Source organism: Maribacter huludaoensis (assembly GCF_029350945.1).
In the GTDB taxonomy this organism is placed as follows: Bacteria; Bacteroidota; Bacteroidia; order Flavobacteriales; family Flavobacteriaceae; genus Maribacter; species Maribacter huludaoensis.
Window position 1 is genome coordinate 400,827 of record NZ_JARKMS010000001.1, and the last position, 13,933, is coordinate 414,759.

Annotated in this window: 11 protein-coding genes; 10 read left to right on the forward strand and 1 reads right to left on the reverse strand. The window is 37.1% G+C overall.

Annotated elements, in window-relative coordinates; genetic code table 11:
• Positions 1-72: 72 nt before the first annotated feature.
• The 10 genes from PXC01_RS01695 (at position 73) to PXC01_RS01740 (ending at position 12,680) form a co-directional block, all read left to right on the forward strand.
• Positions 73-1,461: a CmpA/NrtA family ABC transporter substrate-binding protein gene (locus tag PXC01_RS01695; protein WP_276470643.1), complete on the forward strand. Its 1,389-nt coding sequence runs from the start codon at positions 73-75 to the stop codon at positions 1,459-1,461.
• Between the two features lie 33 nt (positions 1,462-1,494).
• On the forward strand, positions 1,495-2,595 hold the full coding sequence (locus tag PXC01_RS01700; RefSeq protein ID WP_276470644.1) for an ABC transporter permease: 1,101 nt from the start codon (positions 1,495-1,497) through the stop codon (positions 2,593-2,595).
• A 17-nt stretch (positions 2,596-2,612) separates the two neighbouring features.
• Positions 2,613-3,452, forward strand: a complete 840-nt coding sequence (locus tag PXC01_RS01705) for an ABC transporter ATP-binding protein (RefSeq protein ID WP_058104637.1) — start codon at positions 2,613-2,615, stop codon at positions 3,450-3,452.
• An 11-nt stretch (positions 3,453-3,463) separates the two neighbouring features.
• Entirely contained in the window at positions 3,464-4,288 is an 825-nt protein-coding gene (locus PXC01_RS01710; RefSeq protein ID WP_276470645.1) for an ABC transporter ATP-binding protein, read from the forward strand.
• A gap of 34 nt (positions 4,289-4,322) precedes the next feature.
• A complete protein-coding gene (locus tag PXC01_RS01715) occupies positions 4,323-5,603 on the forward strand; it encodes an alginate export family protein (RefSeq protein ID WP_276470646.1) in 1,281 nt (426 codons plus the stop codon).
• Positions 5,604-5,715: 112 nt separating this feature from the next.
• Positions 5,716-6,390, forward strand: a complete 675-nt coding sequence (locus PXC01_RS01720) for a response regulator transcription factor (protein WP_276470647.1) — start codon at positions 5,716-5,718, stop codon at positions 6,388-6,390.
• A 30-nt stretch (positions 6,391-6,420) separates the two neighbouring features.
• Positions 6,421-7,134, forward strand: coding sequence for a hypothetical protein (locus PXC01_RS01725; protein ID WP_276470648.1), 714 nt, complete (start codon positions 6,421-6,423; stop codon positions 7,132-7,134).
• 297 nt (positions 7,135-7,431) lie between these two features.
• The gene (locus PXC01_RS01730) at positions 7,432-10,962 is read left to right on the forward strand and encodes a nitrate reductase (protein ID WP_276470649.1); all 3,531 of its coding nucleotides are present in this window, start codon (positions 7,432-7,434) and stop codon (positions 10,960-10,962) included.
• A gap of 11 nt (positions 10,963-10,973) precedes the next feature.
• Positions 10,974-12,410, forward strand: coding sequence for a rubredoxin (locus PXC01_RS01735; RefSeq protein ID WP_276470650.1), 1,437 nt, complete (start codon positions 10,974-10,976; stop codon positions 12,408-12,410).
• A 144-nt stretch (positions 12,411-12,554) separates the two neighbouring features.
• Positions 12,555-12,680, forward strand: coding sequence for a hypothetical protein (locus PXC01_RS01740; RefSeq protein ID WP_276470651.1), 126 nt, complete (start codon positions 12,555-12,557; stop codon positions 12,678-12,680).
• Positions 12,681-12,705: 25 nt separating this feature from the next.
• Here PXC01_RS01740 and PXC01_RS01745 read toward each other — a convergent pair whose 3' ends face one another.
• The gene (locus PXC01_RS01745) at positions 12,706-13,917 is read right to left on the reverse strand and encodes a Pycsar system effector family protein (protein WP_276470652.1); all 1,212 of its coding nucleotides are present in this window, start codon (positions 13,915-13,917) and stop codon (positions 12,706-12,708) included.
• Positions 13,918-13,933 lie beyond the last annotated feature (16 nt).

Genomic DNA, 13,933 nt, shown 5'->3' on the forward strand with positions numbered 1-13,933 from the left:
GTATTTAGTCATTACGTATACATTTGCTTTAAATAAGTATTAATACGTAGTTAAATTTTAAAACATACTAATATGAAAACCATTTTTAACCGAGCAACATTACTCGCAACAGTAGCGACAGTGCTTATGTCATGTGGCGGAAAAGACGCTAAAAAGGCAACAACAAATACAGAAGAAGCTGTAGCCTCAAAAACTAAAATGCTGGATATTGAAAAGCCACAGTTAACTTTTGGTTTTATAAAGTTGACCGATATGGCACCATTGGCCATTGCAAAAGAAAAGGGCTTTTTTGAAGAGGAAGGACTTTTTGTTTCGGTAGAAGCACAATCTAACTGGAAAAATGTATTGGACCGTGTTATTGACGGTCAGTTAGACGGTTCGCACATGTTGGCAGGCCAACCAATTGCTGCAGGGGCAGGTTTTGGTAGACAAGCAGAATTGGTTACTCCGTTCTCTATGGATTTAAATGGAAATGGAATTACGGTATCTAATGACGTTTGGTCAAAAATGAAACCAAATGTACCTGCAGATTCAGATGGTAAGCCAATTCATCCTATTAAGGCAGATGCATTAAAACCTGTAATTACCTCTTATAAAAATGAAGGGAAGCCTTTTAAAATGGGAATGGTTTTCCCGGTATCTACCCATAATTACGAATTGCGTTATTGGTTGGCTGCAGCAGGTATTCACCCTGGTATGTACACTGCAGATAATGTACAAGGGCAAATAGATGCCGAGGTTTTACTTTCTGTTACACCTCCGCCACAAATGCCGGCTACATTGGAGTCTGGTACTATTTACGGATACTGTGTAGGTGAGCCTTGGAACCAACAAGCGGTATTTAAAGGTATTGGTGTTCCAGTTACTACTAATTATGACATTTGGAAGAATAATCCTGAGAAAGTATTTGTAATGACCAAGCAGTTTGTAGAGCAGAACCCTAATACGGCAATTGCGGTTACAAAAGCATTGATCAGAGCGGGTAAATGGTTAGATGAGCCTTCCAATAGAGCAGAAGCGGTTGAGATTCTTTCTATGTCTCAATATGTAGGTGCGCCAAAAGAAGTATTGGCAAATTCTATGACCGGTACTTTTGAATTCGAAAAAGGAGACAAGCGAGAAATGCCAGATTTCAATGTATTCTATAAGTACAACGCAACATATCCTTTCTATTCTGATGGTATTTGGTTCTTAACTCAAATGCGTAGATGGGGACAAATTCCAGAAGCTAAAACTACAGACTGGTATGCTAGTACCATTAAGGATATCTACAGACCTGATATTTGGAAAAAGGCTGCGGATCTTTTGGTTGCCGAAGGTCAAATTCCTGCAACGGATATACCTGCAACAGATGGCTACAAAGCCCCTACGGCAGATTTTATAGACGGTACTACCTATGATGCCAAAGATCCAATTGGATATATCAATAGTTTTTCTATAGGTAACAAAGACAAAAAGTAAGCACATTTATTCATTGACTTTAAACAAATTATTATGGAGCAAGAAATGGTCTTAAAAAACGAAAAAAGCATGTCTGCAAGTTTTAAGCAGTTACTTTTAAAACTTACACCAAGTGTAAAAAAGGATGGCATTATAAAATCTATGAAGAATGCTGGGATAACACTTCTATCCATCTTATTGTTTATAGGTTTATGGCATATGGGATCTAAAGCCCTTTACAACAAAGAGGCAGATTACAAGGTAGAAAAAGCGTTGCAAGAACGGGGCGAAGAAGCTGCAGCGGCAGAGCGAGCTTGTATAGAGTCTGGTGATAGTAGTTGCCAGCCCAACACCCTACCATCACCTACACAGGTATGGGCATCTTTAAAATCTTTGGTCGCAGATCACCAAGTTATAAAAGCGGACAAGGCTGCCTTTGCGGAAAAGTTGTCGGCTACCAATGAAAAATTAATTGCTCAGGGCAAAGATCCTATTGTTTATACGGGTAGGGCGTCATTTATAGATATAGTACTTACAAGTATTAAAACGGTATTTGCAGGTTTTCTATTGGCATTGTTGATTGCTGTGCCCATAGGTATCATAATAGGTCTTAGTCCGTCTTTACGTAGTGCGTTCAACTGGTTCATCCAAGTTTTTAAACCAGTATCGCCCGTAGTATGGTACTTATTGGTTTTTATGATCGTAAAAACGTTGTACATAGGCGATAGTTCAGATAATGCCTTTGTTATTTCTTTTATCAGTGTTGGGCTATGTGCCATGTGGGCAACTTTGGTCAATACGGCAATGGGGGTATCATCGGTAGATAAAGATTATATCAATGTAGCCAAAGTATTGAAGTTAGGCACGTTTCAAAAAGTATTCAAAGTAATACTGCCATCTTCGTTACCCTTAATTTTTACAGGTCTAAGAATTACCCTTTCTGTTGCTTGGATGGTTTTGATCGCCATTGAATTGCTTGCACAAAGTCAAGGTTTAGGTCTTTTCGTTTGGGAGGAATTCCAGAATGGTGCAAACGACTCCAATTCAAAAATCATTGTGGCCATGTTTGTCATAGGTATCATTGGGTTTTTATTGGATAGGTTGATGTTGACCGTACAGAACATGGTTTCTTTCAACAAAAACGAGATGGCATAATTTATAAAAAGAAGAGCATGGCATACTTAGAACTAAATAATATATACAAAACCTATGGTGAAGGAGATGGAAGTACAGAAGTACTGTCTAACATTAACCTTACCATGGATGAAGGAGAATTTGTTGCCATTGTAGGGTTTACGGGTAGCGGTAAGACCACCTTGGTAAATTTGATCAACGGCTTGTTACAGCCAACAAGCGGCGAAGTACTTTTTAAAGGAAAACCGGTAACCGATACTAGCCATGAACGTGGAGTTATTTTTCAAAACTATTCGCTATTGCCATGGTTAACTGTTGGGCAAAATATTTACATGGCGGTAAAAGAAGCTTTTCCAAAAGAAAGCAAAGCAGATTTAATGAAAAGGGTAAAAGAGTATGTGGCTATGGTAAGTCTTAGTCCGGCAATCAATAAAAGACCCAAAGAACTTTCTGGAGGAATGCGCCAAAGGGTGGCGGTTGCACGTGCCTTGGCCATGAACCCTGAGATGATCATTATGGATGAACCTTTAGGAGCTTTAGATGCTTTGACCAGAGGTAATCTGCAAGATGAGATCTTGAATATTTGGAGCCAGGACAAGCGTACGGCATTATTGATTACCAATGATGTTGATGAAGGTATTTACATGGCAGATAGAATAATACCTCTTAAGCCGGGACCAAACGCCACTTTAGGTCCGGAGTTTAAAATAGATATAGAAAGGCCAAGGGATAAAACGGCCATGAATGACAATCCTGTTTACAAGAAAACCAGAAATGCCATTATAGAATATCTAATGGACATAGGTGAAGAGAGAAAAACGGTATCTAACGTAGAATATAAATTGCCAGAGCTTACACCAAAAAGTTTTGTCGCCTAAAGAATTGGAAAATGAATACAATAGAACAATCTAACGAAGTATATTCAGAGAACGGCATTGTCTACCCATCCAAGGTAATGCTAGATTTGGCCGACTTAAAAAAAGTGTACCCTACGCCAAAAGGAGATTATGTGGTTCTTGAAGATTTGAATTTACAGATCTTAAAAGAAGAATTCGTAACCATTATTGGGCATTCAGGATGTGGTAAAACAACCATGCTTTCTATGATAGCAGGTCTTAATCCTATCTCTGGCGGTAATATTTCGGTTTTGGGAAATCCGGTAAAAGGTCCGGGTCCAGATAGGGGGGTTATTTTTCAATCTCCAAGCTTAATGCCTTGGATGACCGCACTTCAGAATGTTTTATTAGGGGTCAACCAGGTTTTTCCTCAAGCCACTAAAGGACAGCGAGAAGACATTGCCAAATACTATTTACACAAAGTAGGTCTTGAGAATGCCTTTCATAAAAAAGCATCAGAACTATCTCAAGGCATGCAACAACGTGTAGGTATTGCCAGAGCCTTTGCCATTAAACCAAAAGTATTGTTGTTAGACGAACCTTTTGGAATGCTAGACTCGTTAACCAGGGGAGAGTTGCAAGATATTCTCATAGAAATTTGGAACAAGGAGAAAATTACGGCGGTCATGATTACCCATGATGTGGATGAGGCCATTTTTTTAGCAGATCGTGTTATAATGATGACCAGTGGGCCTAGGGCAAAGATTGGGGATATACTCTCCATTGACTTTGAACGACCACGAACTCGCAAATCTGTCTTGGAAAGCGACGATTATTATACCTACAGAAAACACCTAATAGATTTTTTAGAACACTAACAAATAACTCAATCAATATTTAAAAATTACGATTATGAAAAAGCAATATCTAATCATCACCCTATTGTTTCTAACGGCGAATGCCATATATGCACAATTTACTTTAGATGGGCAGTTTAGGCCAAGAACGGAATACAGACATGGCTTTGGTAGTTTAATACCAGATGCGGCAGATGCCGGATTCGCCATTTCTACACGTGCACGTTTAAATGCCAAGTATGAATCTGAGGCGTATCAGTTTTATCTAAGCCTACAAGATGTAATGGTTTGGGGTGAGAACAGACAAATTCTACCAGATGATCAAAACGATTCTTTTGCAGTATTTGAAGCATGGGCAAATATTAATTTAGGAAAAGGTTGGTCTACCAAATTGGGCCGTCAAGTGATATCTTATGACGATCAAAGAATATTCGGTGGCCTAGACTGGGCGCAACAAGGAAGAAACCACGATGCGGGACTATTGAAGTACAAAAAAGATAAATTTATCTTGGACATAGGTTTGGCCTTTAGTCAAGATTTTGACAACCCAACAGGGTTTCAATCAGTAGGTACGGCATATAATACAGCAGGATTTTTTACCTATAAGACCATGCAATATGTATATGCAAAACAACAATGGGACGGTTTTTCGGCAAGTTTATTGGCCCTGAACAATGGCTTTCAAAATTTTGATGATACAGACGCTGCAGATGGTGTAAGCAATTTACAGACAATTGGTACGCACTTAAATTTAAAACAAGGAAAGTTCAATGCTAATGCCAACTTGTTTTTACAGACGGGAGAAAGACAAAACGAAGTAAAATCTAGTGCCTATTTATTAGGTTTGGAATTGGGTTATAAAGCAAGTGATAAAGTAGCGTTGGGTATTGGTACAGAAGTAATCAGTGGTAATAAAGCGGATACTACGGACAAAACGGAAGCATTTTTTCCTTTGTACGGTACCAACCATAAGTTCAACGGATTCATGGATTATTTCTACGTAGGTAACCATGCCAATTCTGTAGGTCTTTTTGATATTCACGCAAGTGCAAAATTCGATTTGGGCAAGCAGTCTAGCCTATTGGTAAAGGTGTTGAACTTTAGTGGTGAGCAAGAATTACCAAGTGGCGAGAAATCATTGGGTACTGAAATTGATTTGGTATTTGCGAAAAAATTCAAAGGCTACGGTTTGGCAATCGGGTATTCTCAAATGTTTGCTGCAGATGGTATGTATGAACTTAAGGGAATTACAGATGATCTTGCTGCCAGTAGCCAAAATTGGGCATGGGTACAGTTAACCATAAAGCCTCAATTTTTAAACACTAAAAAAGAATAGTATTTGTATTTAAATTAGTTTGGTTATACGGTCTATACAGCACTTTTTGTATAGACCGTATTTTTTTTAAAATTATATGTAATTTAGCTGCATACGTATAATTACTTATATTTTGAGCGAAATAACAAGAATAGTATTGGCAGATGATCACGCTTTGGTAAGGGACGGTATACGTTCTTTATTGGAATCAGAATCTGATTTACAAGTGATCGGTGAAGCATCTAACGGTAAAGAGGCCATTGATTTGGTAGGGGAAGTAAATCCCGATATTTTGATTATTGATATTAGAATGCCCGTTATGAACGGTATTGATGCCGTTGCTGAATTGACGCAAAGTAAATCTTCGGTGAAAACTATAATCTTGTCAATGCATGATTCTGAAGAGTATATCTTGAAATCCATTAGCTCTGGTGCCAATGGGTATTTATTGAAAGATACTGATAAATCAGAGTTCATTAAAGCTATACATACCGTTAGGGAAGGTGGTAAATATTTTAGCGGAGATATTAGTAATGTGTTGGTAAATAATCTTTTGGGCGGTAAAAATGAGGTTGTAAAAAAAGAAGAAACACCAAAAAAGTCAGGTGATAATGTCTTTGACCTTACCAATAAAGAATTAAAAGTGCTAGAGTTGGTACTCTCTGGCTTAACCAATCAACAAATATCAGAGAAACTTCAAAACAGCAAACGTACTATAGAAACACATCGTTTTAATTTAATGCGTAAGATGGATGTAAAAAATCTTATTGATCTTTCTAAAAAATCACAGAAGTATAATTTGATTTAGAGATTTTCATTTTATTCTCAATCTGAAAAAATGAGTTGGTATTCAAAAATCAAATTTAAAATTGAAAAGAAAGATGATTCGCCTGAATTAAAAAGAGGTCAAGTAAAGCAGATTTTAATTTCTGGATTTAAACGAGAATTGCCAGAATTTGATTTTTTAGAATATAGAAATGGATGTTACACATTCAAGAATACCCGAATAATTAATGGTCGAAATATTTATGAATTTCTTTACGTATTTTTTGCGCTAAAAGATAGGTACTTTACTTGTTCTGTAGCATCACGAATAAATAAAAATTATTTAAGTTCTAACAGTTATAACACAGGACTAATAAATTCACATATAGACTTGCTTGTTTTAAAGAAAGGAACTGGAGTTATCCCTGCGGATGAATCTTACTACTTTCATAATGGACAAGTGAAAACCACTACCGAAGTCATTGAGCAAATAATCAATGATTTTAAGGAATTTGGAAAACCGTTTCTTCAAAAACAGGCGAAACAATTTGAAAAGAGTGACCTTTTAAAAGCTGGATTTAATTTCATTGAAAATCTTGAAATTGACAAATCGAAATTAAATGACGAGTTGAAAAAAGATATAACCTCTGCGGGACGTTTTACATCCAATACTTATTTGAAATTAAAAGCAGAACTACAGAGTGTAAATGGAATTGATAGGGAAACTCGAAAAAACATACCAAAATTGACTTATGAACTATTGGAATTTTATTGTGGAAATAAATAAAATAAGCTACCCTAAAAACTGAGCTATATGAATGGGGGAAAACAAACGAAGATTTATAGCCTTTATAGAATCAAAATTCTCATGAAAATTAAACAGTTCGTCATGTTATAACGCGTTATTCCACTTTAACATTATAACACCTTAATTTCCTATTTATTGATTCATTCTCAGTCTAAAAGGAGAATAATTGCGGATCACTCGATTTAATCCAAAACATTTACGATAAAAAAGTACGTATTTATACGTACTTTTTATAATTTGCGGTATACTTCTAAACCATTCTTTATCTCTGGTAAAATGAATAGTACTAAAACTCATAAAACAATATGTTCTTATTGCGGTGTTGGCTGCGGTATGTTGGTAGATGTTGATGCGAAAGGAACAATAAGCGTAGATGGTAATCCAGATTACCCATCTAATAAAGGTATGCTTTGTACCAAAGGTCGAAATCTAAACTACGTAGCGCAAGATACAACAGATCGTATTCTGTATCCAGAAATGAAATGGAGTAGAAATCATCCTTTACAACGCGTTTCTTGGGATGCCGCCTTTGAACGTGCTGCAGCGGTTTTTAAGAGTATCATTGCCAAACATGGTCCAGATAGTGTAGGTTTTTATGTATCAGGTCAATGCTTAACAGAAGAATACTATCTAATAAACAAATTGACCAAAGGTTTTATAGGCACCAATAATATAGATACCAATTCTAGACTGTGCATGAGTTCTGCCGTAGTAGGATATAAGAAAACTTTAGGGGAAGACTCCGTTCCAATTTGTTATGAGGATATAGAATTGGCAGATTGTTTTTTAATAGCAGGGGCAAATCCGGCTTGGTGCCATCCTATCTTATATAGAAGGTTGGAAAAGCATAAAGAAGAAAATCCGAATGTAAAGATAATTGTAGTAGACCCTCGTAAAACACAGACTTGTGCAGGGGCAGATTTACATTTGCAGATTTTACCGGGTACCGATGTAATTCTATTTAATGCCATTGCGCGTAGGTTAATAGATAAAAGAAAAATAGATGTTGCCTTTATTAAAAAACACACTGCAAATTTTGAAGCGTGTAAAGAAATGGCTTATACATTAACGCTCAAAGAGGCGGCTAAAAAATGTGGTATTCCAGTAGCGGATATACGTAAAGCGGCAGAGTATATTGGCAATGCCAAAAAGTTCATTAGTATGTGGACCATGGGGCTGAACCAAAGTGTTATAGGTGTTGCTAAAAATGTCTCGTTATTAAACCTATCGTTATTAACAGGTCAAATAGGTAAGCCAGGATCAGGACCATTTTCATTAACCGGTCAGCCAAATGCCATGGGGGGTAGAGAAGTTGGTGGTATGGCCAGTTTATTGGCAGCCCATAAAAACTTGGGTAACCCTAAGCATAGAAAAGAAGTGTCCGACTTTTGGGGAGGTGGGGAAATTCAGGCAGAACCAGGGTATACCGCTACAGAAATGTTTGATGCCTTGGATGAAGGAAAACTAAAGGCCATTTGGATCATCTGTACCAATCCTGCAGTTAGTATGCCCAACGTAAAAAAGGTAGAAAGAGCATTGAAAAAGGCAAAATTCGTGGTGGTACAAGACATATCACATAACTCGGAGACGACTAAATTTGCCGATCTTTTGCTACCTGCGGCGGGTTGGTTAGAAAAAGAAGGTACCATGACCAATTCTGAAAGAAGAATTAGTTATCTGCCAAAAGTTATAGATGCCCCTGGGGAGGCCTTGCCAGATGCGGAGATTATTTGGCGTTTTGCACAGGCAATGGGCTATAGTGGCTTTGACTATAATAACAGTAGCGAAGTCTATGACGAACATTGCTTGTTGACAAAAGGTACAGATATAGATATTTCTGGGCTGTCTTATGAAAGGTTGATCAATGAAGGTAGTTTTCAATGGCCCGTACCACATAAAACACATAAGGGTACACCTAGGTTATTTACAGATCGTCAGTTCTTTACCAATGATAAAAAAGCACATTTCAATGCCCCTTCAACGCTTTATAACAAATCTGAGGAAACGGATAACGAATATCCTTTAATATTAAATTCAGGCAGGGTGCGCGATCAGTGGCATACCCGTACCAAGACCGGCAAGGTTAAAAGATTGTTGACGCATATTCCGCAACCATATTTAGAAATGAATGCAGTAGATGCCTATTTAAGAAAGATAAAAGAAGGTGATATTGCAGTGGTCAAAAGCAGACGTGGGCAGGTACAGGTGAAGGTACAGCTCAACTATGATATAAGAGAATCGGTAGTTTTTTTACCAATGCACTGGGGTAAAGTACTGAACAATGATTTTGGAAGGGCAAATAACCTGACCAACGATTTGGTAGACCCAATATCTAAAGAACCGGATTTTAAATACTGTGCGGTTGAGGTCTCCAAATTTGTCAAAGAGAAGCAGAAAGTAGTGGTCGTAGGTGCCGGTGCCGCTGCATATCGTTTCATACAATCTTACAGAGAAAAAAATACAGAAGATGAACTTCATGTGTTTTCAAAAGAAAAAGACCCTTTTTACAATAGGGTTCTACTACCGGAATATGTTAGTGATGAACTTTCTTGGGAAGGTTTGGAAAAATTGAAGGAAGGTGAGTTGCAAAAGTTAGATGTCACCTTGCATTCCGGTATTTGTATAGACAATATCAATGCAGGTGAAAAGACGATTTTAGATTCTTTGGGGAATGTGCATTCTTATGATCTGCTTATTATGGCAACGGGTAGTAGGGCATTTATCCCTAGTGATGTTCAAATAAAATTACCTGGTCGCTTTACCATGCGTGAAAGGGGCGATGCCGATAAGCTTAGAAAATATTTGGCCGAAACCGGTCTAAAGGCAAAAGATCAGAATGTGGTCATTGTAGGTGGCGGACTTTTAGGTTTGGAGCTTGCAGCGGCATTGAAAAAGATCAACATTAACATTAGTATTATTCAAAGGGCACCGCGTTTAATGGAACGTCAATTGGATAGTGTTGCAAGTAGGCTATTGGCGGAAGATGTGATGGAACGTGGCATAAATCTCTATTTTGATAATGAGGTAAGTACCGTTTTTGAGGATAAGGGCCAAAAACATACTCTTTTGGTGAATCTAAAAACTGGAAGAACCATTCAATGTAATGCCATTGTGTATGCCATTGGTACTAGGCCCAATATAGAATTGGCAAAACAGACAGGGGTTCATACCCGTAGGGGAGTCGTTGTAAATTCATACTTACAAAGTAGCGACCCTTCTATTTTTGCACTCGGGGAAATAGCGGAATACAAAAATTCGTTGTTCGGAATTACCTCGGCAGCTGAACAACAAGCTGATATTGCGGCAAATTTTATTCTTGGCGATTTCAGCAGTATTTACAACGGGTCTGTTTTAATGAATATTTTAAAGTTCGAAAATTTAGATCTTTGCAGCATTGGCATGGTTAACTCACCGTTAGGGGATCCATCGTATGAAGAAATTATTCTTATGGATGTCAGCAAGCGCTTCTATAAAAAATGTATCGTAAAAGATGACACGCTTAAAGGTGCCATTTTAATGGGCGATAAAAATGAATTTGCAGAATTTAAAAGGCTCATAGAAGAGGAAATTGAACTCTCTGAAAAGCGGGATGAGCTGTTGCGTGGCGCTTCTACCTCTGTTCCGTTAAAGGGTAAATTGGTCTGTTCCTGTAGTCAAGTGGGCGAGGGCAATGTTATTGATGCCATTAATGGCGGATGCTCCGAGTTCAATAAATTATGCTCAGAAACAGGTGCAGGTTTAGGCTGTGGTAGCTGTAAACCAGAGATAAAAGAGTTATTACAAAAACAGCTGGTATTGGCTAATTAAAATGATAAGATATGAACGATGATCTTCATAGAATATTGATCAAGGGAGGGGTAACTTCCCCAGGCGAATTAAAGGATATAATAACCATGCTGGAGTCTGCCGGTCTTACCAGTGTAAACTTTGGTTCTAGACAAGATATTTTGTTTCCGTTGAAAGATGCTAAAGAAGAGCAATTGGAAAGTATTTCAAAATTCAATACTGATATCATTGCCAATAGATCATATCAGAATATTGTAAGCTCTTACGTATCTGCAGATATTTTTGACATGACCCACTGGTTAAAGGGGTCTACGTATTTATATATTTTAGAAGGTTTTGATTTTTTGCCAAAACTCAAAATCAATATTACCGATCCTAAACAAAGGCTAGTACCTATTTTTAGTGGCAATCTCAATTTTATAGCATCTGATCAAGAAGATTATTGGTATTTAAATATTAAACTTCCACACTGGAAATCATCTGCTTTTTATCCGGTTTTAATTTATAGTTGGGATATAAATTCCATTTCAAAACAAATAGAGGAAATTCATGAAGACATTTCAGATATAGATGAGTTGTTCTTTGTAATGAACAAAAACTTGGAGACGAACAATAAAACCATGGAAAAGGAATTGAAGGTTCCTTTTCAGACCTTTCCGTACTATGAGGGTATGAACCGGTTGGGTACCGATCTTTATTGGTTGGGACTGTACTGGAGAAATAATAAATATGACCTATCGTTTTTAAAGGCGTTCTGTGGTTTTTGTTTAGATAATAGTATTGGTAAAATCTGTATTACACCCTGGAAATCTTTCGTGGTAAAAGGAATTAAAAAATCAAGTAGGCCAGAACTTGAAAGGTTTTTGGGCAAAAGGGGAATTAATGTTAGGCACTCTCAGTTAGAGATGAACTGGCACGTACCAATTGATGACGGTGAAGCCCTTGAGCTTAAAAAATATTTGGTCAGAAGTTTTGATCAAAATGATATTAGTACCTACGGTCTTACTTTTGGTATAAGCAATGAAGTGGGTAAGCGTTCGCACTTTGCCTCGGTGATTATTGAAAAGAACAGTTTGCCCACCATTGTTAAAGAGTTTGAAGTTCGCCCAACGTACAATGTGCTACATTTTGAACATTTTGATCCCAATAGTCAAAAGTATATTACCTACGCCCAGGATATTGATAAAATAGAACTGCCAGGTCTGTTAATGGAGTTGAGTAAAATGTATTTTGACCAGTTAGGACGTATGGATGATGATGAAGAAAAGACTAGTGTTGAAATTGTTGAGGCAACCCAAGCGCTATATCAGTGTCAAGATTGCCTAACAGTTTATGATGCAGTTTTTGGTGATGCGTCTTATAACATTGCGGCAGGTACCAAATTTGAAGATATTGATGACACTTATGAGTGCCCAATATGTTCGGCACCAAAATCAAGATTTAAGGAAGCAATGATACAAATGAGCTGATACTAGCATAAGGAAAAGATGATACCAATCACTAAATCAATATGTTATAAAAAATGTAAAAGAGACAACAAATTGGTCAATTAAGTTAAAATTTTAACTAATTTCAGTATAATTTTGTGGTGTAATCTAAATAAACCACCACTCATGACCAGGGTTAATGTAAATAATCAAAGTAAAGATTCAATTTTGGTAAATGCATTGAAGTTTACCATTGTAGTTGCTGCAGTTGGAATTTTGCTGTGTATAGGGCTAATGGCTTTTGGGGCTTAAACTTTTGCTAATCTAAATATCTTCATTAAGGTTGCATTACCGGTAGTTCTAAAACTCTTTCCGGTCCGTAAAATTTAAGTGCTATACCGAAAATAATGACAGATATAATCATACCTACCATAAAAACAGTATAGGTCCATCGTAAAATCCTGTACTTTCTTTCTAAAACAATACCTAAAAAATACAGATCTTTTGTCAGTGAACTGTATATGTAATCCTTATCCTTAATAAGCTCGTTCATTGCCCAGTTATATTGCTTTAATTTCATTTTGTGAAAATTACCAAAGAACAACAAGTTTACTTTTTTGCTGGTAACTTCTTCCTCTGTGAACTGCCCGGTGGTAATATTGGGTTTGGTTGCAATTATGGACATGACCATTGAGACAACGCTAAAAATAATAAAAACGAAAGTGGGATAGAATAGATAATCGTTTGTAGGATTATCTAACTTGGGCACTAGATTTGCCAACGCCATAGAAACGATAATAGCATTTACCGAAAGTAGGATATTGGCTTTGGTATCTGCAATATCGCTTAGTTTTAAATGGTTTTGTAGCGTAACCCTATACAAGGTTTGAATACCCCTGTCCGGTAGCTCCCCTTTAAATTTTGCCTTAAGACTTTCTTTTTTAACAAGTTCTTTATGTTTCTTTTTGGCTTTTATAAGTTTTTTAATGTTCTTATCTTTTCCTTCCTGCCAATTGGCAATTGCATAATCTGTGTAAAAACGATGTTTTGATCTTAGCAGAACAATATTTTCTTTTCGCCAATCTGCAGCAGTTTTGCTTTGCTTACCTAAAAGAGAAAGTTCTTCGCGTAAAAGTTCCGTAGTGGCCATAAAGTTCTTCACATGAAAATGGGAAGAATCTGCATCACGTATTATTTTTTCTAATTCATTTTTAGGCTCATAATTCTTTTTTGTAGCCATTATTAAGCTACATACCGTTTCTGTAAAGGAATTTTGCACTTCTTCTTTGGTTAAGAAGTCTCTGGCGATTTGGCAGCTGTTCTCCTCATGCTTTCCATAAGATACCAAATAACCAAGGTCATGAAACCATGCAGCTACCAAGAGTTGCTCACGCTCAGCTTCACCGACTTTTTCGCCTTCTATTAGCTCTTTGGTACTGTCTACAACACGCTGTGTATGCCTAAGATTGTGGTATAAATACCTTGGGTCAATATCATTGCTTAATTGAGCAATGGCAAATACTTCGGCTTTGGAAACTATTTTAGACATGAGTGGGCGGTATAGT

What these genes read in the sequence shown, in the direction of transcription:
- PXC01_RS01715 (WP_276470646.1), top strand. Translation starts at nt 4,323, where the DNA reads ATGAAAAAGCAATATCTAATCATCACCCTATTGTTTCTAACGGCGAAT.
- PXC01_RS01745 (WP_276470652.1), bottom strand. Translation starts at nt 13,917, where the DNA reads ATGTCTAAAATAGTTTCCAAAGCCGAAGTATTTGCCATTGCTCAATTA.
- PXC01_RS01705 (WP_058104637.1), top strand. Translation starts at nt 2,613, where the DNA reads ATGGCATACTTAGAACTAAATAATATATACAAAACCTATGGTGAAGGA.
- PXC01_RS01710 (WP_276470645.1), top strand. Translation starts at nt 3,464, where the DNA reads ATGAATACAATAGAACAATCTAACGAAGTATATTCAGAGAACGGCATT.
- PXC01_RS01725 (WP_276470648.1), top strand. Translation starts at nt 6,421, where the DNA reads ATGAGTTGGTATTCAAAAATCAAATTTAAAATTGAAAAGAAAGATGAT.
- PXC01_RS01730 (WP_276470649.1), top strand. Translation starts at nt 7,432, where the DNA reads ATGAATAGTACTAAAACTCATAAAACAATATGTTCTTATTGCGGTGTT.
- PXC01_RS01735 (WP_276470650.1), top strand. Translation starts at nt 10,974, where the DNA reads ATGAACGATGATCTTCATAGAATATTGATCAAGGGAGGGGTAACTTCC.
- PXC01_RS01740 (WP_276470651.1), top strand. Translation starts at nt 12,555, where the DNA reads ATGACCAGGGTTAATGTAAATAATCAAAGTAAAGATTCAATTTTGGTA.
- PXC01_RS01700 (WP_276470644.1), top strand. Translation starts at nt 1,495, where the DNA reads ATGGAGCAAGAAATGGTCTTAAAAAACGAAAAAAGCATGTCTGCAAGT.
- PXC01_RS01695 (WP_276470643.1), top strand. Translation starts at nt 73, where the DNA reads ATGAAAACCATTTTTAACCGAGCAACATTACTCGCAACAGTAGCGACA.